Consider the following 24,237-nt stretch of genomic DNA (forward strand, 5'->3'; position numbering starts at 1 on the left):
GGCGATGGCGCTCGCGCGCTGCTTCAATGTCGAGGATGTGCGCCGCCTCGCAAAGCGGCGCCTTCCGAAGGGCCTGTTCAACTTCATCGACCGGGCGACAGAGGACGACTTCGCGCGGGACCGCAACCGCGCCGCGTTCCGCGCACTGACCTTCCTGCCGCGCACCCTCGTCGACGTGGCCGAACGCTCGACCGAAGCTGTCCTCTTCGGCGAGCGCCATGCCATGCCGCTCGCGGTCGCGCCGGCCGGGCCTGCGGGCCTGCTGTGGTACCGCGGTGAGCTGGAACTGGCGAAGGCCGCGGCACGCGCCAACCTGCCCTTCACGCTCTCGACCTATTCGACCGTCGCCATGGACGATATCGCGGCGACCGGTGCGACCGTCTGGCAACAACTCTATTTCTGGAAGGACCGTTCGCTCACCGACAAGATTGTCGACCGGGCGCGCGATCTCGACTTTCGTGTCCTCGTCGTGACGGTCGATACGCCGGTGCTCGGCCAGCGCGAATATCTCCAGCGCGATCGGTTGATACCGCCCTATGGCCCCTCGCTGACGGCCTGCGCCGAGATGCTGCTGCATCCCCGCTGGCTCACCGGCGTCGCCCTGCGCTATCTCGCAACCGGCGGCCTGCCGCGCGTCGTCAACAGGCCTCAGCCGGGCCCCGGGCTCGTGGACGAGGAGATCGCCCGGCGCACCTCGCTCTGCCCCTCCGTCACCTGGGACGACATCGCCCGGCTGCGCCAGCGCTGGCCGCATCAGCTCCTACTGAAGGGCATCATGCGCGAGGAGGAGGCCGAACGCGCTTTCGCGCTCGGCTGTGATGGCGTCGTCGTCTCGAACCATGGCGGACGCAATCTCGACAGCGCCGCCTGCACGCTCGATGCTCTGCCCCGCATCGTCGCCGTCGCGGGTAACAAGGGCTCCGTCCTCCTCGACGGCGGCATCCGCCGCGGCAGCGACATCGCGAAGGCGCTCGCGCTGGGCGCCCACGCCGTGCTCACCGGCAGCGCTCCGCTCTACGGCATCGCCGCCGCGGGCGAGGCTGGAGCAAGTCATGTGCTCGGCCTGTTGCAAGCCGAGCTGGATTGCACGATGGCACTGACCGGAAGTCGCACCATCGGCGAACTCACCCGGGACCTGATCGCACCCAACCGCATGGAGGGCTCCCATGGCGCTTGAGAGGGACAAGGATGCCGACGTCATCGTCGTCGGCGCGGGCGTGGCCGGTGCCAGCGCCTTCCTCGAAGCGGCGGCGGCCGGTGCCAGCGTCATCGGGATCGATGCAGCTCCCGGCTTCGGCGGCACCGCCCGGCTGGCAGGCGGCGGCATGTGCGTGCCGGGGACGTCCCTTCAGGCCACGCGCGGCATCGTCGACTCCGCCGATCTCGCCTTCGCAGACCTGGAAGCCAACGGCCATGATTTCGACCGCGATTGGGCTCGCTTCTATTTCGAGCGTGGTTCCACAGACCTGATCGACTGGCTCTCCGGGCTCGGCGTGAGCTTTCCCGACATCAGGCATTTCGAAGGCGACAGCGTTCCACGCTTCCATCGCCCGCTGAACGGGGGAGCCGGGCTCATGGGAGTATTGTGGGAGCGCATGCAGGAGCGCGGCTTGCATCGGGCCTGGCGTTTCCGCTGGCGGCTGACCGAGCTCGTCGTCGAGGACAGCAAGGTGAACGGCGTGATCTGCCGCGACGGAGAGGGCCGCGAGCAGCAGCTACGCGCTCCGGCGGTCGTCATCGCCATCGGCGGCTTCGCCGGCAGCCTGGCGATGATCCGCCGCCATGCGCGCCGGCTCGACAGCGTGCCGCAGGTCCTGGCGGGCGGCGGCCCCGGCGCCCAGGGCGAGGCGATCACCATCCTGCAGCGCCATGGCGTTCGCTTCAACCATCTCGACGAACTCTACTGCTACGCGACCGGTGTCCCCGATTACCGTGACCCGGCCGGCGAGCGCGGCGTCGTCTTCAGGGGCAATACCGGCTGGCTCTGGCTCAATCGGGAGGGCGAGCGCTTCCACGACGAAAGCCAGTCGACCAGCGGTAACCTCGCCGTGCCGCGCCTGCTCTCCCAGCCCGGCGCGACCGCATGGGCGATCTTCGACGCAGCCATGCTGCCGGCGATCACCGTCGACGACCATCATGTCCCGCCCGGCTCGGAAACCGGCAACGAGGCTGCGAGACGCCATCTTGCTCATTCGACCTGGGCCTGGCAGGCCGATACACTCGACGAACTGTTCCGCCGCTCGGGCATCGATGCGAACGGTGCCGGGCGAACGGTCGCGCAGTGGAATGCTTGGCTCGCCGCCGGGCTGGCGCGTGACCCGGCGACACATCGTCCGCTGGCCGGCCTTCCACCGGTGGCCAAACCTCCCTTCTACGCCGTCCGCTTCGTGCCGATCGGGCGCAAGGCGATGGGTGGCGTGCAGACCGACCGGCAATGCCGCGCCTTGCTGAAGTCCCGCGAAGCTCTTCCCGGCCTCTATGCTGCGGGCGAAGTGGCGGGAATGGCCGGTGGCCATATAGGCGGCATCAAGCCGCTCGAAGGCATGATGGTCGGCCCGAGCTGTTTCAGCGGACGCATTGCCGGGCGGGAAGCTGCCGCTTTCTCCCGAATTTCCTGATGTCCCCGTCAACAACAAGCCGGGCATTGGCGCAAGAATTGGAGTATGGCCTTTATCCTCGGCGGACGAGTGACAGCCTGATGCATGCGAAAGTTTCTTGCCACGAGAAGGAGCCGGCCGTCGTGGATTCAGCCTCGTCGGACCCGCGCTCGCTGCGCCGCTTCGAGGACGAGCGCTTCCTGACAGGGCGCGGCAACTACCTGGACGACGAGGCGGTGCCCGGGGCGCTGCATGCGATGGTGCTGCGCTCGCCGCACGCTCATGCCGCGATCCTCGCCGTTGATACCGAGGCTGCCCGGAAGCTGCCCGGTGTCCACGCGATCTACACCGCGGCGGGCATCGCCGATCTCGGCTCCTTTCCCTGCTCGCTGGCGGTGGCTGGCGATGCGCCGCTGATCGTGCCATCCCGGCAGGCCCTTGCGCGTGACTGCGCCCGCCATGTCGGCGATCCCGTCGCCTTCGTCGTGGCCGAGACGATCGATCTTGCCCGCGAAGCCTGCGAACTCATCGCCGTCGACTACGACATTCTGCCTTCCGTCACCGACCTTACAGCCACGGCTGAGCTCGGCGCGCCGGAAATCTGGCCGCAGGCGCCCGGCAACCTCGCGCTGCGCTATCGCCTCGGCGACGAGGCCATCGTGGCTGCCGCCTTCGAACGGGCCGCCCACGTCGTGAGCTGCCGGGTCGTGAACAACAGGATCGCGGCGGCCGCGCTCGAGCCGCGCACCGCGCTCGGACGCTTCGATCCGACCAGCGGCCGCTACCGGTTGTCGCTCAGCGGCGCCTCGGTGCACGACATCCGCCGCGAGCTCGCGGCAGTGTTGTGCGTCGCGCCCGAACGGCTCGATGTCGCCTGCCCCGATGTCGGCGGCGGGTTCGGCATGAAGAATGTCACCTATCCGGAATATGCGCTGGTGCTCGTCGCGGCCGAGCGCCTCGGCCGGCCGGTGCGCTGGCTCGCCGAGCGCATCGAGGACTTCTCCGGCGGCGTCCACGCCCGCGACAATCTGACGACCGGCAGACTCGCCCTGGACAAAAAGGGCCGTTTCCTGGCGCTTCAGGTCGAAACCATCGCCAATCTCGGCGCCTATGTCTCCTCGCTCGGTCCGGGCAGCGCGACCACTGCGCCGACTCCGGCTGTGGGAGGGCTCTACGACATCCCGGCGATGACGATGGATGTCCGCTGCATCTTCACCAACACCGTTCCGATCGACGCCTATCGAGGCGCCGGCAAACCGGAGGCCAACTATCTGATCGAAAGACTGGTGGACGAGGCGGCTCATCGCTTGCGCATCGACCCCGCCGCCTTGCGCAAGCGCAACTTCATCCACCGCTTCCCTTATCGGAAGCCCTTCGGCGCCGTGCTCGATTGCGGCAGCTTTGGAAGCAATCTCGACGGCGTGCTGGCCGCGGCCGACCGCCCCGGCTTTCGGCGCCGCAAGGCGCAATCGCGTCGGCGCGGCAAACTGCGCGGCTTTGGCATCGGCTGCTTTCTGGAAACCTCGCGCGGCGCCCCGAGCGAGGATGCCTGGTTGTCGTTTCGCGCGGATGGCGGCATCGACATGGCGGTTGGCACCCAGTCGAACGGCCAGGGTCACGAGACGAGCTTCGCCCAACTGCTGTCGAGCGAGTTGGGTCTGCCTGTGGAGCGCTTCCATCTTGTCCAGGGCGATACGGCTCTCGTCCCCAGCGGCGGCGGCCATGGCGGCGCACGCTCGCTGCATATGGGCGGCGGGGCGCTGGTTCTGGCCGCGAGGGCGCTGGTCGAGGCCGGCAAGCCCGCAGCAGGCCAGCTCCTCCAGAGTTCTCCCGACACGGTCACCTTCGAAGGTGGACGCTTCCGTGCCCCCGGGGCCGGCGAAGTCGACCTCGTCGATGTCGCGCGCCATGTCGCGGAGACGACAGGCCAGGCGCTTGCCAGCCATGGCGCGCGACGCAACGCTCCGCTGACCTTTCCGAACGGCGCGCAAGCGGCAGAGGTCGAGGTTGATCCCGACACCGGCGAAGTCGTCCTGCTGCGCTATGTCGCCGTCGACGACTACGGCACGTTGATCAATCCCCTGCTGACCGAAGCGCAGGTGCATGGCGGGCTGGCGCAAGGCATCGGCCAGGCACTGATGGAGGAAGCCCGCTACGATCCCGATGGCGGCCAGCTCCTGAGCGCAACCTTCATGGATTATGCAATGCCGCGCGCGATGGACCTGCCCTCATTCGAGCTATCGATGGTGGAATTGGCGACCGAGGCCAATCCGATCGGTGCCAAGGGAGCGGGACAGGCCGGTTGCATCGGCGCGCCCCAGACCGTCATCCACGCCATCCTCGACGCGCTTCGGCCTCTCGGCGTCACGCATCTGGACATGCCCGCCACCCCCTCCCGAGTCTGGCGTGCGATCCAGGAGGCGCGGGACACTGCGAAGGGTTGAGGAAAGAAGCCGGGAAGCGCTGGCTTCAAAACGCCAAGCGAAGCAACTATCCGTGCTGCAGCGGAGTTGCGCGCGGAGGAGGCTTTCCGGCTCTGCGCCGGGATGGCCCAGGCCGGACAGGCGATCTACCTCTCCCATCACCAGCACCTGTGCGAGATTGTAGGGCGCGTTTGCCCGACCGCGCAGTTGCATCAAATCGATGCTTCAGGGAACTGGTCGAGTGGAAGGCGACAAGCCGGGCTGCTGTCGAACGGGCGCTTGTGGCCCACAGGCGACATTGTCGCTCAGGCGTTGTTCAGCAAAGCGCGCCCGGACGAAGCCGCGCATTTGATCGGCACGTCCTCCTCCTTCGAGCAGCGGCGGAAGCTCAAGCAACACTGCAATTCAGAACAGGCATTAGCCTAGATCATCAGGCTCAGCTGGCTTGGCTCATCTCGCTGATCGTCTTCAAACGACGACGGAGTCACTCCAATCAGGCGGATTTCCTTCTCGGTCGGAAAGAGCAGGTGGAGAAGGCTGCGCGATATCTTCCGCGTCGGAAGCCGTGCCGAAGTTCTCGACGGTGGCAGTTTCGGCCCCACCGATCCGGCGCTCGATCTCGTCGTTGCATGGCACCTACTGGATCGTGCCCCTCGGGCAGCCTTTCGCGAAGCTACTCAAACCGGTGAATTGGAATGGACGCCCGGGGCTGCATGGGCTTTCCAGCAGGCGATGGGTCTCGTTTGGTACTATGGTGTGACCAATCCGACGATGAGTGCTCTGGGGCGCTGCCGTGCGGGCATTGGTCTGCTGGATGTCCGACCGAGGGTTGTCGCTTCGCCGCGAAAGCCTCCCTCCGATCGCCACTGCGAAGCGATCGGACCGATCATGAATGTCTGCATGCAAGGGATCATTCGAAGCCTGCTTTTGGCGCTTTGTAGCCGCGGGGCTTCACGTCGGGAGCGCGGTGAAAGCACCGACGCCCGAGCCACCGAAAACACCCATGCGACCCATTGTCAGAATGGATTCGCGCGCATCCACGGCATATCCCCTCGTCATTCACCGCCATGACAAGGCTGTGCTGCCAAGGATGCGTTCGGCGGCAGCCCTCAGCGCCCGCAGATCGGCGTAGCCGACGGCGCGGACGATCTGGTGCGGGGGCCAGCCGTCCGTCGCCAGGGCGAGAGCGCGAACCAGCCGCAAACGTGCCCTCCATTCGCCAAAACTCATGCCGGTCTCGATGCGGAAGCCGCGCGTCAGCGTGCGCCGGCTTGCGCCGGCGTGCTGCGCCCAGCCGTCGAGGTCGAGGGGCGAGGCAGGGTCCTTCAACAACGCCTCGCAGACGCGACGCAGCCGTGGATCGCGCGGCAGGGGCAGGGTCAAAGCTGTTTCCGGCGCGCGCGCGATTTCATCGAGTATCAGCGCGGCGAGATGCCCGCCGCGCCCGTTCTCATCATAGAGGAGGGGCTCGGCCGCCAGCGCCGCCAGCGACGAAGCCAGCAACGGCGTCACCTGAAGAACGCGGCATCCCTTCGGCAGGACACCCACGGATTCAGGTGCGACATAGGCCGAGCACATCGAGACTCTTCCATGCATCCTGACCTCGTGGAAAAGCCCCGGTGGAATCCAGAGCGCATGCTGTGCGGGCAGAATCCAGGTTCCGTCCTCCGCCGTCACCAGGGTCAGCCCGGCGGTGGCGTAGAGAAGCTGGGCTCGTGGGTGGCTGTGCCAGCCGGTGGTCGCGCCCGCCTCATAGGTCTTCGGCATGACGCCGATGGCCCGCGGAACCGTCTGATAGGCGTCGCTGTCGCCACGCATCGCCATCTCCGTTTGGCCCGATCATGCAGAATAACGGCCCAACAGAGCGCAGCGGGTCAAGATATAAGAATGCCGTCCCTGTCGCGAGCATCGCCATGAGCCCTGAGACGCTGTCCAAGCGCACGCTTCTCTTCGTCAACGCAGCCCATGCGCTCGATCACTTCGTGCTGCTCATCTATCCCACGGCCGTGATCGCCATCGCGGCACAGACCGGCCTGAGCTACGCCGAGCTGATCGGTCTCGCGACGGGCGCCTTCGTCGCCTTCGGCCTGTGCTCGCTGCCGATGGGTTGGCTCTCGGACCGCTTCGGCCGGCGCAACATGCTCGCCATATTCTTCCTCGGCTACGGGCTGTCCTGTCTCGGCGTCGCCAGCGCGAGCGGGCCTGCGGCCTTCGCGGCCTGGCTGCTCGTGCTCGGCGTGGCGTCGGCCATCTATCATCCGGTGGGTTCGACGATGCTGGTCAACCACGCCCGCCAACTCGGGCGCGATCTCGGGGTCAACGCGGTCTGGGGCAATCTCGGCGCCGCGTCGGCTGCCGGCGTCACCGCATTGCTGGCGGCAAGCTTCGGCTGGCGTGTGGCCTTCGTGCTGCCGGGCCTCGTCTGCCTCGCGGTTGGTGTCGCGTTCATAGCGCTCGTGCCCGGCGACGGGGCGCCGCATGCGAACCGCTCCGGCAAGGCGGAGCTCATTCCGGTGGGCCGCCCCGTGGCGCTTCTCGCTGTCTTCGCCGTCGCGATCATCGCCGGCGGCATGACTTTCAACATCACGACCATCTCCTTGCCGAAGGTCCTGGACGAGCGGCTCGGGCTGGACCTGCCGCTGGTGCTGACGGGCTCGCTGGCGACGCTGGTCTTCGTGTTCGGGGCTGGGGCGCAATGGCTGATGGGCCGGCTCGTCGACCGCTACACGCTGCCCGCCCTGTTCGTCGGCCTCGCCATCCTGCAGCCGCTCGGCCTCGTGCTGGCGGCAACGACCCAGGGCGTCCCCCTGCTGCTCGGCCTCGTCCTGACGATGACCGCGATCTACGGGCAGGTCGTCGTCAACGATGCCATGGTCGCGCGCTATGTGCCGGCCCAGCACCGCGCCAAGGCGTTCAGCGTGCGCTATTTCCTCGGCTTCACCGTGAGCGGTTTCGTGGTGCCCATGCTGGCGGTCCTCTATGCGCAGGGCGGCTTCGGGCTGGTTCTGGGCGGAGCAGCCGTGTTCGGCCTGGTCGTCTGGCTGGCGTCGCTGGCGTTCTATTTCCTCGCTCAAGGTGCGGCGTCGCAAAAGGCTGCTCCTGCCGAATAGCCGGCGCTCTTCCGCGCGCCTGCGTCGCCGATCTGGCCGGGTTTTTCGCATGCCGGGAAGCCCGGCGCAGGCGCTTCATACACCCTGACAGATCGGTCCGGCCGGTGCGCGATGCCGGCTTCTTAGCGTGGATAAGCGGCGCCGGTTTACCGCTTGTTAACCATACGCTCGATACACCGAAGCAACCGAAAATTTACCAAGATGACCGGCGTGTTAACCCAATCCCGACCCATTCGTCTCAAGGGGCGCAGCTTCCTTGCGCTGGCCCTGACCCCCGAGCTTCCCTTCGAGGATTGGTTGGTCCGGCTCGATGACCTGGCCTCGCGCTCGACCGGTTTCTTCATGCGCCGGCCCGTGGTTCTCGACATCACCGGGCTGGACATCGACCGGCCCCAGCTGCGCGATCTGATCGACCGGCTCGGCACGCGCAATGTGCGGATCATGGGCATCGAAGGCGCGCGCCCCTCGCTGCTCGGGACGGATCTGCCGCCGGCGATGGCGGATGGCCGCCCGACATCGGATATCGAAGCGCCGGCTGCCGACGAGGGCGGCAAGCCGCCGGCTCCCGAAAGCGTCGCCCCGGCGGCCATGGCCGTGCCCCAGGCATTGCCGTCCCTGGTCGTGACCCAGCCCGTCCGCTCGGGACAGTCGGTGATCTTCGCCGAGGGCGATGTCACGATCGTCGGCTCGGTCGCGTCGGGGGCGGAGGTCATCGCGGGCGGCTCGATCCATGTCTACGGCACGCTGCGCGGCCGGGCCATGGCGGGGACGATCGGCAATGCCGAGGCACGCATCTTCTGCCGCAAGCTCGAGGCCGAGCTCGTCGCCATCGACGGCTACTACAAGACCGCCGAGGATTTGGAGCCGGGCCTGCACGGAAAGGCCGTCCAGTTCTGGCTGGAAGGCGACACATTCAAGGTCGGATCACTCGCCTGAGCCGAAGGCGCGTCCACATCAACAGGAGAGGTCAATGGGCAAGGTCATCGTGGTCACATCGGGCAAGGGCGGCGTCGGCAAGACGACCTCCTCGGCGGCACTTGGCGCCGCCCTGGCGCGCGACGGCGAGAAGGTCGTGGTCGTCGATTTCGACGTCGGCCTGCGCAATCTCGACCTCGTCATGGGGGCGGAACGGCGCGTGGTCTACGACCTCGTCAATGTGATCCAGGGCGAAGCCAAGCTGACGCAGGCGCTGATCCGCGACAAGCGGCTCGAGACGCTCTACCTGCTGCCGGCCTCGCAGACGCGCGACAAGGACAACCTGACGGCCGAAGGCGTTGCGGCGGTCATCGGCGCTCTCAAGACCTCGTTCGACTGGGTGATCTGCGACAGCCCGGCCGGCATCGAGCGCGGCGCGACGCTGGCGATGCGCCACGCCGATATCGCGATCGTCGTGACCAATCCGGAAGTCTCCTCTGTACGCGATTCCGACCGCATCATCGGCCTGCTCGATTCCAAGACGCTGAAGGCCGAGAGCGGCGAGCGCGTCGAGAAGCATCTCCTCCTGACCCGCTACGACCCCGTCCGGGCCGAGCGCGGCGACATGCTCAAGGTGGACGACGTCCTCGAGATCCTGTCGATCCCGCTGCTCGGCATCGTCCCGGAAAGCATGGATGTGCTGCGGGCTTCCAATGTCGGCTCGCCCGTCACGCTGGCCGACGAGCGCAGCGCGCCTGCCGTCGCCTATTTCGACGCGGTGCGCAGGCTCAGGGGCGAGGCCCTGCCGGTCACCGTTCCCGGCGAGAAGCGCGGCTTCTTCGGCAAGATCTTCGGAAGGAAGGCGGCATGAACCTGCTTCGTCTTTTCTCCCGCCCCCGGTCGGCGCCCGCCGCGCGTGAGCGGTTGCAGGTGTTGCTCGCTCATGAGCGCGCTGCCGTCGGCGACTCGGATCTCGTCACCAAGCTGCGGGATGAGATCCTGCGCGCGATCTCGAAGCACATGCAGGTCGATGACGAGAAGGTCACCGTCCGCATGGAACGCGGCGCCCAGGTCTCGACCCTGGCCGTCGATATCGAAATCCCGTTCGACGCGGGCAAGAAGGCGGCCTGACGGCCGCCTTCCCACAACCGATTCGCACGCGGACCGGCGGTGTCAGCCATTTCGGCTTCCTCCGCGGTTCAGAAGCCAGATCAGGTAGGGCCCGCTGATCAGCGCGGCGAATAGCCCGACGGGCACCTGATAGGGAAAAGCGACGAGACGCGCGAGCCAATCCGCAACGATCATCACGCCGCAGCCGATCAGGGCGGAGGCGAGAAGCTGGTCGCGGCTGCGTGCGAAGCCGGCGAGGCGGGCGAGATGTGGGGCGATGAGCCCGATCAGACTCAAGGGCCCAACCAGAAGCGAGGCCACCGCCGTCATCAGCGCTGCCAGCGCAGCGAGGCAGAGGCGGCTGCGCTCCACCGCGAGGCCGAGGCTGCGGCTGGTGGCGTCCCCGAGCGGCAGCAGATCGAGCCAGCGCACCGCGAGCAGAAGAGGCGCGATCAGCAGGACGCATGCGATAAGGCCGGTCCACGCCTCGATCTCGCCGGCCCGGTCGGTCGAGCCTGAAAGCCAGACCAGCAGCATGTAGGCGCGCAGATCGCCCTGGGCGAGCGCTGTCGAGACCACCGCCATGCTGAGCGCGCCCATGGCGATGCCGGCAAGCAGCAGGCGCTGCGGCCCGATGCCCGGGCGGCCGGCGAACAGCAGCATGACGAAGAGCACCGCCAGCGAGCCGCCCGCTACGCCTGCCAGCATCGCGAAGGGGCTCGCCGGCAAGAATGTGAGGGCGAGCAGCAATCCGACGCCGCCGGCGGCGCTGACGCCGAGCACCTCGGGGCCGGCGAGAGGGTTCGCGGTGAGGCGCTGCATCAGGCAGCCGGCGGCGCCGAGCAGAACGCCTGCCGAGCCCGCCGCGGCGAGGCGCGGACCACGGAACGGCAGCAGATCCCGGAAGAGAGAACCCGTCGCCAACTCCCATCCCTGTGGTCCGCGCCCGAGCACGAGACCGAGCGCCGCGACGAGCGCGATGATGGCGGCGAGCGGAACGAGGGTCCGGAGCGAGCGTGCGGTCCGGTCCAGGCGCCAAACGGTATCGGTGGCCTGCGGCGGAAGGGTGGGCGGGACCCTGCGCATCAACCACAGCAGCAGCGGGCCGCCGAACAGGGCGGTGGCGGCACCGGCCGGCGCGAGATCGTTGAAGCCGGAGCCGAGCAACTGCACCGTGCTGTCGGTGATCGAGAGCAGCAAGGCTCCGAGCGCGGGTGCTGCCAGCAGCATCTGTCGCGGGGTGCGGGCGCCGAGTTCGCGCGCCAGCGCGGGGGCGGCAAGGCCGACGAAGCCGATCACGCCGACCTCTGCTGTGACGCTCGCCGCCAGCCATACGGCGATGCACAGGACGGCAAAGCGTGTCGCATGAAGGGCGAGGCCGAGGCCGCGCGCCATGTCCTCGTCGAGCCCCAGAAGGGCGAGGGGCCGCAAGAGCAGTGCGGCGGCGAGGGCGCTCAGCATGAGACGCGGGCCGAGCGCCATGGCTGCGTCCCAGCTCTGCTGATTGAGCGAGCCCGCGCCCCAGATGAACAGCGACAGCAGATATTCGCCCTTGGCGAGAATGGCTGTCGCGCTCGCTGCCGCCGAGACGAGCGAGACGACCATGCCCGAGAGGACGACCGTCATCGGATCGAGCCGGCGCCGCCAGCTCAGGCCGAGGACGAGAGCGACCGCGGCGATGGCGCCGGCCAACGCGACGCCTTCGCGCGAGAAGACGAGCAGGGCGGGCGCATAAGCCGTGGCGGCAGTCAGCGCGAGCTGCGCGCCGGAGGCGATGCCGAGCGTTGAGGCATCCGCGATCGGGTTATGCAGCACGCGCTGCAGCAGCATGCCAGCGAGCCCGAGCGCCGCGCCGCTGATCAGAGCGGTTGCAGCGCGCGGCACGAGGCTGTGCCAAAGCAGGATCGATTCGAGGGTTCGTGCGAGCTCGGGCGGCGCCGACAGGGACGGGCGCGTCACGACCACCGCCAAGAAAAGGGCAGCCGCCGTCATCGCCGCGAGAAGCCAGGCACCGGAGTGTCCGCCGGTTGGCGGGCGTAGTGCTCGGACCGCCTCAGCCACGGGCAGTCTCCGCCCTGAGCAAGGCGTCGGTGAGCAATCGCGCGAAACGCCGCGCCGCCGGCAGGCCGCCATAGGGGTTGATGGCGCCAAGCTGCAGGAGCCGGCCTTCGCGCAGGTTCGGCAAGGCGTTCCAGAAGGCGCTGGCCGCGAGGGTCTGCATGGCGCCGGGCGGGACGGGCGGGATCAGCGCGATGAAGGCGCCGGGAACATGGACGAGCGCTTCGAGCCCGATCGGGGCCATGGCCGAATAGTTCGTATGCTCGGTCCAGGCGTTGGCGAGCCCGAGCCGCTTCAGCACCTCGGCGAACATGCTGTCATCGCCGAAAACACGGAAATGCCGGGCATCGCCGAGATTGACGGGGAGCACCGGACGCGCGCCCAACGGCTTCAGCCTTTCGCGCAGCTCCGCGAATTGCGCCTCGGTCCCGGTGATGTAGCGCTCCGCCGTCGCGGCGATGCCGAGGCGCTGGCCTATGCTGCGGGTCATCGCGACCGCCGGCTCATAGGGCAAGCGGTGCGGCGCGTAGATCGAGAAGCTCTCGACCGGCGCGATCCGGCGCAGCCGCGGCTCGGAGGCGACATAGAAGCTCGACGAGAAGATCAGCTCCGGCCGTGACAGCAAGAGGAGCTCCAAATTGATCGTGCCGCGCAGGCCGAGATCGGTGACGCTTGCGGGAACCGCGGGTTCGACCGCGACTTCGCGGAATTGGCGCAATTCCGGTGCCGCGATCGGCGGCACTCCCAGCGCAAGCAAAGTCTCCAGCACCGACCAGTCGACGGTCGCGACGCGCAGCCCCGCCGCCACGGCCGGGAGCGGGAGGCTGGTGGCGCCGAGAAGCGCCAGTGCGCCGCGCCGCGTCGGGGATGACGGGATGCCGATCATGCGCTCGGGTCTAGCACAGCCCTGACGAGGGAGCCTCTTACCAGCCGTCGTTTGCCGAGACGGTGACGGTGCAGGGCTGCGCGTCGATGGATTGGGACCGTCAATCGGGCGAGGCTCGTGCAGGCACGAGCCCGCTGGCTTTCGGAGACGAAACAACTCCACTTTCGCCATGGGCCGCGGCGGTGTAGGCCGAGGAATGCGGCTGAAAACCGATGATCCCGAAGGCGCGTCCGATCATGCAGAGCAAGGCTACCGCATTTCCATCCGGTGATGGCGTTCTGGCGGCGAAGGCCCTTTCGATGGCCGGGAACGGTCCGCTTGCCGCTGACGGCCAGGGCGACCTCTTCGGCCTCGAGGGCGTCACCTTCAGCGTGCCCGGCCGGGTGCTGCTGGAGCCGCTGACGCTGTCGCTGCCGACCCGGCAGGTCATCGGGCTGATCGGCCATAACGGCTCGGGCAAGTCGACGCTGCTCAAGCTGCTGGCCCGCCAGCAGGCGCCCTCGGGCGGGACGATTCGGTTCGAAGGCAAGGCGCTCGACGCCTGGAACGGCCGCGCCTTCGCGCGCAAGGTCGCCTATCTGCCGCAGCAGACGCCGCCCTCTTCGGGACTATTGGTCAAGGAACTCGTCGCGCTCGGCCGCTATCCCTGGCATGGCGCGCTCGGCCGCTTCGGCGCGAAGGACCGAGACAAGGTCGCTGAAGCCATGGCGCTGACCGATGTCGAGCCCTTCGCGGACCGGCTGGTCGACACTCTCTCGGGCGGCGAGTGCCAGCGCGTCTGGCTCGCGATGCTCGTGGCGCAGGATGCGGAATGCCTGCTCCTCGACGAGCCGACCTCCGCGCTCGACATCGCGCACCAGATCGAGGTGCTGTCGCTGGTGCACCGGTTGTCCGCGGACAAGGGCCTCGGTGTCATCGTCGTGCTGCACGACGTCAATATGGCGGCCCGGTTCTGCGACGAGATCATCGCCCTGCATTCCGGCAAGATGATCGTCCGGGGAACGCCGGAGGAGGTCATGACCGCGCAGCAACTTGGCCGCATCTACGGCGTCGACATGAGCGTCATCGCCCACCCACAGACCCAGCGACCGATCGCTCTTCCAGCCTGAGAGCGGCCGCCGCGGAGACCGATATGGATCTGATCAAGCGGTTCGCCGCCTATTATCGGCCGCATCGCGGCCTGTTCCTGCTGGACTTCTGCAGCGCGGTTGCGGCCGGCCTGCTGGAGCTCGCCTTTCCCGTCGCGGTGACGCTGTTCATCGACCGGCTGCTCCCGACCGGCGAGATCGGAATGATCGCGGTCGCCGCCGCAGGTCTTTTCGTCGCCTATCTCATCAGCGCAGGGCTACAGGTCATCGTCACCTATTGGGGCCATATGCTCGGCATCGGCATCGAGACCGAGATGCGCGCCAAGGCCTTCGACCATCTGCAGAAGCTTTCCTTCGGCTTCTTCGACAACCAGAAAACCGGCCATCTCGTCGCCCGGCTGACCAAGGATCTCGAGGAGATCGGCGAGGTCGCCCATCACGGGCCGGAAGATCTGTTTATCGCGATCATGACCCTGATCGGCGCCTTCGCGCTGATGCTGTGGGTCCATCCTCCGCTCGCCATCGTCACCGCGCTCGTGGTTCCCCTCACGGCGTTCGTCACCATCCGCTACGGCAGTCGCATGACCACGAACTGGCACGCGCTCTACGGCCGGGTCGGGGATTTCAACGCGCGCATCGAGGAAAATGTCGGCGGCATCCGCGTCGTCCAGGCCTTCGCCAACGAGGACCACGAGCGCCGGCTCTTCGCCGAGAGCAACCGCCACTATCGCGATACGAAGCTGCAGGCCTACAAGCTGATGGCGGCCTCGACCTCGCTCTCCTACCTCTCGATGCGCTTCGTGCAGGTGGTGGTGATGTTGGCGGGCGGCTGGTTCGTCGTGCGCGGCGAATTGTCCGCGGGCGGCTTCATCGGCTTCCTACTGCTGGTCAATGTGTTCTTCCGCCCGGTCGACAAGATCAACGCGGTCATCGAGAGCTATCCGAAGGGTATCGCCGGCTTCCAGCGCTATCTCGCCTTCCTGGCGACGCGCCCCGACGTCGCCGACCGGCCGGGCGCCCGGGCCGTCGAGCGGCTGCGGGGCGATATCGCCTACCGCGGCATCCACTTCGGCTACGGCGCGGGAAGCCCGATCTTCGCTGGCCTCGATCTCGACATCAGGGCCGGCGAGACCATCGCCTTCGTCGGGCCGTCCGGCGCGGGCAAGACCACGATCTGCTCTCTGCTGCCGCGCTTCTATGAAGTCACGGGTGGCGCGATCCTGATCGACGGCATCGATATCCGCGACATGACCTTGAAGTCGCTGCGCTCGAACATCGGCATCGTCCAGCAGGATGTCTTCCTCTTCGCCGGCACGATCCGCGACAACATCGCCTATGGCCGTCTCGATGCGACCGAGGAGGAGATCGTCGAGGCGGCGCGTCGCGCGCGGCTCGACGGCGTTATTGCCGCATTGCCGCAGGGGCTCGACACGGTGATCGGCGAGCGTGGCGTCAAGCTCTCCGGCGGCCAGAAGCAGCGCCTCGCCATCGCCCGCATCTTCCTGAAGAACCCGCCGATCCTGATCCTCGACGAGGCGACCTCGGCGCTCGACACCGAGACCGAGAAGGCGATCCAGCAATCGCTGTCGGAGCTGTCGCGCGGCCGCACCACGCTGGTCATCGCCCACCGGCTTGCCACGATCGCCAATGCCGACCGCATTGTGGTGGTCGAGAACGGCGATGTCGTCGAGCAGGGCAGCCACGCCCAGCTTCTCGCCCGCAAGGATGGGCGCTATCGCAGCCTCCACGCCGCGCAGGCCGGCCATGACCCTCTGGCTTCAGGTCCCGCCGTTGCCTGAGTTGGGCTAGGCCGCGGCGAACCGCTCAGAATAATCCGCGGAAGCTGTCGGGCAGACGCCAGGCTTCCGTGCCGGCGATATTGAGCGGTGCCACATACATGGTGCCGACCTCGCCGCCGCGCTCCGAGCGCTTGATGCCTTCGATGAAGCTCTGGCAGTAGCGCTCGATCGCGTCGTCATCCCAGTCGCGGCGCTCGAGCCGGTCGAAGCTGCAATAGAGGTTGAGCAGGTCGAGGTCGCTGCTGCGCTGGTGATGGCCCTGGTCGACCTGGGTGAAGTCGAGCCCGCGCGTCAGCGATTGCCGGTACACGCGCTCGCCCAGATCGGCGTATTTGAGGTGAAACAGATAGGCGCCGGGAAAATGCGGCGGCTGATTGGCGTGGTGAAAGCCACCGCCCCAGCGGATGGGCTTGCGCACGATCAACGTCTTGCACATCGGCGAGACGAAGCGGACATGGCCGCGCTGGCGCAGGATCGGCCCGTCGAGGAGCGCCGCGTTCTCCCCCTGCAGCATCGGCGTCACATTGAAGCCGATGCAGGTCGCGTACTCGAAATCGGCGGCGTCCAGCCAGGCGCCGAAGCTCTCGAAACGGCGGGGGTCGTGGCTGACGAACTCGTCGCAATCGCAATAGATCACCGTCTCGTAGAGCTCGAGCAGCGCGCCGACGAATTTCGAGACGAAGCGCGCGCGCTCCTGATCGTCCAGCGCCGAGCGGGGATAGCGGACGATGCTGACGCCCTGCAGGGTCTCGCGTATCTCCGCGTCGCTGTCATGGTCGATCACATAGAGATTCTCGCGGCCGACGAGCCCGGAATAATAGTCGATCCAGCGCGAGACGTAGAACGCCTCGTTGAACTGCATCGTCACCACGGCGACCTTCTTCATTCCCCGGCTCCTCCGGTCACATCCGGTGCGGGACGCCGTTGCGATCGAGGAAAGCGAGCATCCGATCGTAGGAGGCGGCATAGGATTTGGCGAGCCCGTTCAGCGCCGCCTCGCGATAGACGGCGCGCCAGCCGCCCTCGGCCAGAGCCTGCTCGGGCACGACCGGGATCTTCAGCGTCTCCGCCAGCTCCTGGCTGCGCGTGTCGTAGGAGACGAGCACGCCGGGCACGCCATGCGCGACAGCCGGAAGCACGCCATGCACGCGGTAGCCGACGGCGAGGTCGACCCCTTGCGCGAAGCGGTCGTAATCCTCGACATCGAAGAAGGTGAACATCCTGCGCTCATAGATCTCGCGCATCCGGGCATCGTTCGGCCCGTCCCACCAGCCGGTCCTGGCGAATTCGGCGATGGCCTTCCCCTTGGCCGCCTCGTCGCGCAGGAAGAAAGCCTTCTCCTCCTGCTCGCCATGCGAGGACATCACCATCTCGCTCTGGCCGTCGACCTTGAGCAGGGCCGCGCGCTGGTTGCGCAGATAGGCTTCGGGGTCGACCGTGTAGCTCTTGTCGGCCTCGCGGCGCAGGCTGAAGGCGACCTTCCGGATCGCACGCTGGTCCGGCACGCGGATGTGGAGGTCGCGGTTGCAGGTGCGGAAGATCGAGGGGCAGCCGACGACCTCGACATTGCCGACGCCGTTGCGGCGCAGCGTCTCGGCGCTGAAGGCGCCGCGCACGCCGATGGCAGCGCAGCGATCCGCGACAATCTGCCAGAAACGCTTTGAACTCTCGGGCAGCTCGATCGCGCGGTTCTGGCTGGCCTGCGCACCGACGCCGATGGCGTAGACCGGCAGCTGGACCTTCTCCAGCACCTCGACGGCGCGGAACCACTCCATCTTCTCGTGGATGAAGTTGGAGCCGCGCACGAAGACGAAGTCGAACTCGCTGGCATAGCGCTCGATGTCGGCCTCGGTCGGGTTCATGATCTTCATCGGCTCGAGATGCGCATAGTCGAGCAGCTTCAGCGTCGAGTCGTAGACGATCATGTCGCCGATATTGAAGTAATCGGAGAGCAGCTTCTCCAGCGGCGCGCGGTACCAGCGCACCTTGTCGTGGTCGTAGACCTCGCCCGCCGGGTAGATCACCAGCGCGCGCAAGGCCTTCGTCGTGGCGACAGGGCGCAAATGCGAGCCGGGGGCGAGCGCGCCGGTCCTGGCATCGGCCACCGCGATCGCGCGCAGCCGCGTTTCGGGGAGTGCCGGCAGGGGAATGGCGATTTCCGCCACCGTCGCATCGCCGGCGACAAGGGCGCCGGGATGGATCGTGGCATAGTCCTCGCCGTCGAGCAGGAGGCGCAGGGAGGGCCAGCTTCCACCCGGTTCCCGGGCGACAAGGACGACGACCTCCCGCGTGCTGGCGCGCAGGATCTTCATGGTCTGCACGGCCTGGCTCGCAGCGAATTGGTGCGCGTGCGCATTCGCATTCATGGCGTTTCCTTCACGATGCGGACCTTGATGCGGACGAGGTCGCGCTGCGGCCCCATCTTGCAGCCCGTGACATGCATCTTGGTCATGAACAGGTAGGGCTCATCGCCCGTCGTCTCGAAATTCCGCGAGGGCGAGGCGGGGTCGGCGATGGCGCCATAGGCGTAGCGCACGCTGTCGCCGCAATCCTTGCTCCACATCGTCGGATGGGTGAGGAGCGTCTGCAGCGGCGTCCATTTGATCAGGTCCTTCGACCAGCTATAGGCGACGCGTCCACCCGCGATGCCCTGTTTGGGATCGGGGCCGAGATGGAAGATGGCGAGCCATTCTCCGCTCGCCTCATGGCGGGTGACCGAGCCCACGACCGTCGGCAGCACCTTGAGCGGCTGGCAGGGTTTGGCCTGCCCTGCATCCTCGCGATAGGGATCGACGGCGCGCACGGTGAAATCCTCGCCGTCGAAGGCACGCCATGCCTTGGGATCGCGGATGTCCGGGGTTCGGTAGAGGCAGGTGCCTCCCTTCTGGCCCTCGCCGCCGGTCGTCGCGATCAGCGCGTACCAGGCGCCGTCCTTCTCGACGATGTTCGACGGGTTGAAGAAGCCGCGGTGACGGCCTTGCCCGACATCCTGTTTGAAGGCCGGCGCGGCGACGACGGTCGGCGGGTCGTCGACCTTGAAGCTCTCGCCACCATCGTTCGAGCGCGCTGCCGTCACGACATTGTACCAGCAGCTCATCCCGTCCTTGAACCGGCAGGCGCCCGGGTGGCGGTCGGCGTGATACTCGTCATGCATCAGCGCGTAGACGTCGCGCCCGTCCTTGCTCCAGGTCGCGGCGATCCAGCTCATGTCGCTGAACTGGCTGGGATCGGCGCTGTTCTTCGCCTCGAACGAGATCGCACAAGTGGTCTTGATCCGGTCGAGGCCTGCGCCGATCAGTGCGCGGTTGCGGTAGTGGCTGGCGAAGGCGACGACCGCACCCTTGTCGTCGCGGAAGGCGCGCAGCGGCGCGTCCGGGATGTGCCATTCCTGGCAGCGCTCCTTCGACCAGTCGAAGACCGTCTCCTCCTGCGCGCCGGACCCAAGTTCCAGGCGGTAGCGTGAGCCTTCCGCGGCACCGGCGAGCGAAGTCGGCAGCAGCGCCGCAAGCAGCGGCGCCGTGCGCAGGAGGGCGCGAGCGCCCCTCATGCCACCTTCCGCTGTGGTTCCGCGGCTGCGCGACCCGCCATCTTGTTGTCGACGCGGTTCTCGACCAGGAAGTCGCGCATCTGCCCGTAGACCCGGGCGTAAGCCTCGTTGAATCGGTCGAAACGGGACTGCTCCCAGTAATCCTCCAGCCGAAAGTCCTGGCCGGAGAAGACGTCGACGCTCGGGATCTTGAAGGTGTCCGCGAACTCCACGGTGCGGCTGTCATAAGTGAAGTAGATCGAGGGCGTGCCGTTGGCGAGCGCCATCAGATTGCCGTGCAGCCGGTAGCCGAGGACGAGATCGAGCCCGCGCACCAGCCGCTCATATTCCGCGACGACATCGGAATAGAACATGCGGCTCTGGTAAAGGCTCGAGACCTGCTCATCGATGTACCAGTCGCGCGCCCAGGCGTTGTCGCGCAGCGACGCCATGGCTTGCGCCTTCTGCTCGGGCGTGCCGAGTGCGAGCTTCTTCTCCTCGACCTCGCCCTGCGACATCAGCGTGACCTCGAAACGATCAGCCATCGCCTTCACCAGATCGCGGTGGAAGGTGAGGTAGCGCTTGATGTCCTGCGCATAGGTCTTCGAGACCTCGCGCCGCAGCGTGACGCCGACCTTCTTGACCTGGTCGAGCGCGGGCAGGCGAATGGCGAGATCGGGGCTGTTGTTTCGGAACGCGGTCGGGCAGCCGATGATCCGGACGTTGTGGATGCCGAGATCGTTCAGGACCTCGGCGGAGTAAGCGCCGCGCACGCCGAGCGAGGCGGTGGAGTCCGAAATGAGCTTCAGGACTGTCTTGGTGTCCTCGCTCAATTCCAGCTTGCCGCTGACCGGCGCCTGCGCGCCGATGCCGAAGGCGATGACCGGCAGCTTGAGCCGGCGCAGCACTTCGGCGGCGCGCGACCAGTTCATCTGCGCATGGATGTAGTTTGAGCCGCGCAAGAAGACGTAGTCGTACTCGGCATTGAGCCGGTCGATCCTGGCCGGATCGACATGCGCGATCGGCAGCTCGTCGAGCTTGTCGAAGTTGAGCAGCTTCAGCGAGGAATCGAAGACGAAGGCGTCGCCGATGTTGTGGTAGTGGTCGATGTGACTCTGCAGGTCGGCATAGCGATACCAGCGCACATTGTCGTGGTCGTAGACCTCTCCCGACGGGCTGATGACGAGGATGCGGGCCATGTCAGGTCTCCCCTGTTATCTCGTTATGGTTTCAGGCGATCATCGCGGCCGGATCGTGCCGCTTCGGCGCCGGCTGGCTGCGTTCGGCCAGGAGGCGGCGATAGAGGTCGAGATGCGTCTGCGCGCATTCGCGATGGCTCATCGGCCGCTTGATGCCCACGCGCAGCCGGTCCCAGAGCTTGGGCTCGGTCAGGGCGCGCGTCATGCAGTCGACGAGGTCTTCCGGGCTGCCGGCGCGGAAATGCAGGCCGTCGACCTCGTCGGTGATCTTTTCGGCCATCCCGCCGAGATTGCTCGCCAGGATCGGACGGCCGTGGAAGAACGCCTCCTGGATCACGATGGGTGAATTCTCCCACCAGATCGAGGGCATCACCACCCAGTCGACCGAGCGCATCAGGTTGGGCATCTCGTGGTTCTGGAAGGCACCGCAGAAGCGCACGCGGCGCCCGGCGCCCTCGACCAGCTTGGCGAACTTGTCCTGATATCCTTGAGGCTGGCGTTCGAGATTGCCGCCATAGATCAGCAGGATCGCATCCTCGTCCCAGACGGAGTCCGGGATGCGCGTCACCGCGTCGATCAGCATATCGGCCCCCTTGTAGGGCGTCAGCTGCCCGAAATAGGCGAAGCGCGAGCGCCGCGTCTTGCCTTCGGGCAATGGCCGCGGCGGCGCGGCGGCAGCGACGTCGATGCCGTTCTCGATCACCGAGAACCGCTCCTGCGCCAGCCCCCAGCCGACATAGCGATCGGCGAGAAAGCGGCTCGGCGAAACGAAATGGTCGGCGAGGCCGAGCATGCCCTTGATGAAGGTCTCGCGGGCCAGGAAGCGTGCCGGAGAGATCTCGGGGAAGCAGGCGTTGCAATCGGTCGGCGAGGCCCGGTAGCAGAGCTTGAAGGCGCCGGTCTTCACCATCTGGCCGTGGTGGTGGCAGATGCTGAGATATTCGTGGAAGGTCACCACGATCAGTGCGTCCGGCAGCGCGTCGCGCACTGCGAACAGGCATTCGAGCCCGAGCCCGATGAAATGGTGGAAATGCACCACGTCCGGCTTCAAATCGTTCAGGACGCGCACGAAGTCGCGCTCGATCTCCTCCGTCGCGCGGTTCGAGATGAGAAAGTGGTCGTAATCCTCGGCGTAGTAGAGCAATTCGCCGCCGCGCTGGCGCAGGCTCATCAGCGCCGTGCCGGCATGGCGCGGGGTCGGTGAACCGACGCGGGCGAGGTAATGGGAATCGACACCCTCGCCCGTCTGCAACCCCTTGTGGAGGTTGTAGGACGCCATCTCCGCCCCACCGAGCGAGAGCGAGGGATGGCCGTGGGATATCACGAGAACCCGCATCCTCAGCCTTTCATATTGGAGATGGCGAGCGCCCAACGCCGGTCGAAGCTGGTCCGGTCCGCGAGCTGGGCGAGCGCGCCGAGATGGGGCGAGGCGATCTCGGCGTCATCGACCGCGTAGACCTCGACATCCGGCACCCAGAGAGAGGGGGAGCCCGCCATCCTGAGCTTGAGGCAGAGATCGAGACCCTTCTCCGCCGTGGTGAAGTAGTTGCGCGCGAAGCCGCCGACCTGGACGAAGGCGGCACGCGAGAGCACGCAGCATTCGCTCGCGCCGGCCGCGACCTCCATCGGACCGAGATTGCCGACCGCCTCCAGCGGATAGCCGACGAAACGATTGGCAATGCGCCGGCTGGCTCCCTCGCCCTCCAGCCAGGCGCCGGCCCAGCGGATTGAATCGTCCTCGAAGAGCAGGGTGGGGCTGGCAACGCATTGGCCGCCGCGCGCGCGATAGGCCCGTTCGAGCCGGCCGAGCCAGCCCGGCATCCGGATCTGGGCGGCGCCCGAGAGCAGGGCCACCGTCTGGAAGCGGCAGGCGCGGACACCGGCCTCCAGCGCATCGCAGGCGTCCTCGACACCTTCGACGGCGATGAGACGCACCGAGAGCCCGTAGAAGCGGGCCAGCCGGCGGGCTTCGGCACCGACGCGGTCGAAGCTCTCCGAGGGCGCAGCGAGCACGATCGGCAGCGGCCTGACCTCCGGGTCCATCGCCATCAGCGCGAAGAGCGCTGACAATTCGCGCTGGCGATGGTCGAGGCCGATGACGAGGCCGAGCTGGGCCTCCGGGTCGAACGCGCCGACATCGAGGGTCTCGACGGCACGCGGCGGCGCGATCTCCGCAGCCTGCAGGGCCGGAGCGATCTGGCGCTCGACGACGGCATTCGCCGTCGCGGAACGCGGGTCGAGCAGACCGAGGATGCGCTCGAGCGCCCGGCGCGCCTGGCCGCGATTGGGTTCGAGCGGCAGGAAGGCAGGGCCGGTGCCCTGGACCTCGAAGGCGAGGTGGAGCGGCTGGCCGGGTTCCGGCACGAGCTTGGGCGCGAAGACGATGAAGCCGTGGCTGTTGCGCCGCGAGGCGAGGGCCGGGCCGAAGCGCGGGTCCTCCATGAAGGCCGCCGTGACGTCCGGCCGCTGCACGCGGGTCCAGAGCCGGTCGACGGCGCAGGACTGGCTGCCGCTGCGCAGCGTGACCGCGTCGACCCGGCGCTCCGGATCAAAGAGCCAGCCGATGATCAGAACACCGGTGTTCTCGACAATGGTGACGGCGTCGATGCCGGCGCGGACGGGCTCTTCCAGGAGGCAGACAGTGTCGCGGCCGTCGAAGCGCTGGGAGGCGCGCCGCAGCTTGTCGGCCGTGGCCTGGGGGGCCGTGCCGCGCTGGAGCCCGTCGCGGAGATGGCCGGGAACGGTGATCGGTTCGAGCAGGACATAGCGCTCATAGACCTCGAGCGCGCGCCAGCCGTCGTTCCCGCGGAAATAGAGCCGCTCGATCTCTCCCGGCTGCTGGGCCTGGCAATCCTCGAGCAGGCCGAAGAAGCCGCGGGCGCCTTCGCCGAGATCATCCCGCTCCAAGGTTCCGGCTTCGAGATTGGCTGGGGAGAGGCCGCCATGGGCGATCAGAAGCTTGATCCGCCCGGCTGCAAAATGGGAGGTCCAACCCTGCAGGAAGATGCCGTCGCCATCGAGCGATCCCATCACCTCGACGAAGCCGCCGGGCCGCGCGACGGTTTGCAGGAGCATCGCGACCGCGCGCAGGCGGCGCGGATTGGGCGCGCCGGTCAGCAGCACTTCGAGCAGGCCGTCGACGACGCTCGGAAAGGCCTGTCCGGCGTCGTCGGCGAGTTCGGACAGGAAAACCTGAAGCGGCTGCGGCTTCGGTGCCAGGATCAGCCGCAGCGGACGGCCGGGGCGGCCGATCAGGAGCGCGCCGGTGCCGCTGCTGTCGACGCTGGGTGCCGGTGCCAGGCAGAGGAAGCCGGTCGCTGCCGAAGCCTCGGCTCCGGGCCGGCGCCAGCTCAGCACCATGGTCTGGGCGCGGTTGCGCGGATTGCCGTCGACCGCGACCGGGACCTTGGCCGGGATGGCGTCGCAGGTGCTGCGGACGAGGATGGCGTTCTCGCCGAGCGGCGTCCAGGCGACCGTCGGAGCCGGGGCGACCGCAGTCCTCTCGGGAACGATGACCTCACTCATC

General features: G+C 67.4%; 19 protein-coding genes. 10 read left to right on the plus strand and 9 right to left on the minus strand.

The annotated features are described in order from the left end of the window. The first annotated feature begins 4 nt into the window (after positions 1–4). The 4 genes from AC1DIN_RS10115 to AC1DIN_RS10130 all read left to right on the plus strand — a co-directional run bounded on the left by AC1DIN_RS10115 (position 5) and on the right by AC1DIN_RS10130 (position 5,446). Positions 5–1,177, plus strand: coding sequence for an alpha-hydroxy acid oxidase (locus AC1DIN_RS10115; protein WP_476809653.1), 1,173 nt, complete (start codon positions 5–7; stop codon positions 1,175–1,177). Further along, positions 1,167–2,618 (plus strand): FAD-dependent oxidoreductase, encoded by a 1,452-nt coding sequence (locus tag AC1DIN_RS10120; RefSeq protein WP_476809654.1) that lies wholly within the window; start codon positions 1,167–1,169, stop codon positions 2,616–2,618. Before AC1DIN_RS10115 ends, AC1DIN_RS10120 begins: the two co-directional genes overlap by 11 nt. Before the next feature lie 122 nt (positions 2,619–2,740). Next, complete coding sequence (locus AC1DIN_RS10125) at positions 2,741–5,041, plus strand: xanthine dehydrogenase family protein molybdopterin-binding subunit (RefSeq protein WP_476809655.1); 2,301 nt, start codon at positions 2,741–2,743, stop codon at positions 5,039–5,041. Positions 5,042–5,143: 102 nt separating this feature from the next. Then, positions 5,144–5,446, plus strand: coding sequence for a hypothetical protein (locus tag AC1DIN_RS10130; protein WP_476809656.1), 303 nt, complete (start codon positions 5,144–5,146; stop codon positions 5,444–5,446). A 633-nt stretch (positions 5,447–6,079) separates the two neighbouring features. On the opposite strand, the gene AC1DIN_RS10135 is transcribed toward AC1DIN_RS10130, so the two are convergent. Next, positions 6,080–6,838 (minus strand): helix-turn-helix domain-containing protein, encoded by a 759-nt coding sequence (locus tag AC1DIN_RS10135; protein WP_476809657.1) that lies wholly within the window; start codon positions 6,836–6,838, stop codon positions 6,080–6,082. Between the two features lie 95 nt (positions 6,839–6,933). Between AC1DIN_RS10135 and AC1DIN_RS10140 the strand changes: the two genes are divergently transcribed. From AC1DIN_RS10140 to minE, 4 genes are all read left to right on the plus strand, one after another. Then, positions 6,934–8,130 (plus strand): MFS transporter, encoded by a 1,197-nt coding sequence (locus AC1DIN_RS10140; protein WP_476809658.1) that lies wholly within the window; start codon positions 6,934–6,936, stop codon positions 8,128–8,130. Positions 8,131–8,331: 201 nt separating this feature from the next. Further along, positions 8,332–9,066, plus strand: a complete 735-nt coding sequence (gene minC, locus AC1DIN_RS10145; RefSeq protein WP_441469201.1) for a septum site-determining protein MinC — start codon at positions 8,332–8,334, stop codon at positions 9,064–9,066. Positions 9,067–9,100: 34 nt separating this feature from the next. Next, complete coding sequence (minD, locus tag AC1DIN_RS10150; protein WP_476809659.1) at positions 9,101–9,916, plus strand: septum site-determining protein MinD; 816 nt, start codon at positions 9,101–9,103, stop codon at positions 9,914–9,916. After that, positions 9,913–10,176, plus strand: coding sequence for a cell division topological specificity factor MinE (minE, locus tag AC1DIN_RS10155; protein ID WP_441469199.1), 264 nt, complete (start codon positions 9,913–9,915; stop codon positions 10,174–10,176). Before minD ends, minE begins: the two co-directional genes overlap by 4 nt. A gap of 42 nt (positions 10,177–10,218) precedes the next feature. Here minE and fhuB read toward each other — a convergent pair whose 3' ends face one another. After that, complete coding sequence (gene fhuB / locus AC1DIN_RS10160; RefSeq protein WP_476809660.1) at positions 10,219–12,216, minus strand: Fe(3+)-hydroxamate ABC transporter permease FhuB; 1,998 nt, start codon at positions 12,214–12,216, stop codon at positions 10,219–10,221. Continuing rightward, complete coding sequence (locus AC1DIN_RS10165; RefSeq protein ID WP_476809661.1) at positions 12,209–13,099, minus strand: ABC transporter substrate-binding protein; 891 nt, start codon at positions 13,097–13,099, stop codon at positions 12,209–12,211. Before AC1DIN_RS10165 ends, fhuB begins: the two co-directional genes overlap by 8 nt. A 299-nt stretch (positions 13,100–13,398) precedes the next feature. Here AC1DIN_RS10165 and AC1DIN_RS10170 point away from each other — a divergent pair, with 299 nt between their 5' ends. Next, positions 13,399–14,208, plus strand: coding sequence for an ATP-binding cassette domain-containing protein (locus tag AC1DIN_RS10170; protein WP_476809750.1), 810 nt, complete (start codon positions 13,399–13,401; stop codon positions 14,206–14,208). 23 nt (positions 14,209–14,231) lie between these two features. Continuing rightward, entirely contained in the window at positions 14,232–15,986 is a 1,755-nt protein-coding gene (locus AC1DIN_RS10175; protein ID WP_476809662.1) for an ABC transporter ATP-binding protein, read from the plus strand. 25 nt (positions 15,987–16,011) lie between these two features. Here AC1DIN_RS10175 and AC1DIN_RS10180 read toward each other — a convergent pair whose 3' ends face one another. The 6 genes from AC1DIN_RS10180 to AC1DIN_RS10205 are packed head-to-tail and all read right to left on the minus strand — an operon-like array spanning position 16,012 to position 24,236. Next, positions 16,012–16,872, minus strand: a complete 861-nt coding sequence (locus AC1DIN_RS10180) for a glycosyltransferase family 2 protein (RefSeq protein WP_476809663.1) — start codon at positions 16,870–16,872, stop codon at positions 16,012–16,014. 16 nt (positions 16,873–16,888) lie between these two features. Then, positions 16,889–18,352 (minus strand): polysaccharide pyruvyl transferase family protein, encoded by a 1,464-nt coding sequence (locus AC1DIN_RS10185; protein ID WP_476809664.1) that lies wholly within the window; start codon positions 18,350–18,352, stop codon positions 16,889–16,891. Beyond that, the gene (locus AC1DIN_RS10190; RefSeq protein ID WP_476809665.1) at positions 18,349–19,533 is read right to left on the minus strand and encodes a hypothetical protein; all 1,185 of its coding nucleotides are present in this window, start codon (positions 19,531–19,533) and stop codon (positions 18,349–18,351) included. The genes AC1DIN_RS10185 and AC1DIN_RS10190 overlap by 4 nt, the downstream gene beginning before the upstream one ends. Further along, a complete protein-coding gene (locus AC1DIN_RS10195) occupies positions 19,530–20,711 on the minus strand; it encodes a polysaccharide pyruvyl transferase family protein (RefSeq protein WP_476809666.1) in 1,182 nt (393 codons plus the stop codon). The genes AC1DIN_RS10190 and AC1DIN_RS10195 overlap by 4 nt, the downstream gene beginning before the upstream one ends. Positions 20,712–20,742: 31 nt before the next feature. Continuing rightward, positions 20,743–22,047 carry a glycosyltransferase family 4 protein gene (locus tag AC1DIN_RS10200; protein WP_476809667.1) on the minus strand — a complete coding sequence of 435 codons (1,305 nt, stop codon included), beginning with the start codon at positions 22,045–22,047 and terminating at the stop codon, positions 20,743–20,745. A 2-nt stretch (positions 22,048–22,049) separates the two neighbouring features. Beyond that, positions 22,050–24,236, minus strand: coding sequence for a glycosyltransferase family 2 protein (locus AC1DIN_RS10205; RefSeq protein ID WP_441469190.1), 2,187 nt, complete (start codon positions 24,234–24,236; stop codon positions 22,050–22,052). Position 24,237: the final 1 nt, after the last annotated feature.

It is taken from the genome of Allobosea sp. 05T438 (assembly GCF_056396025.1).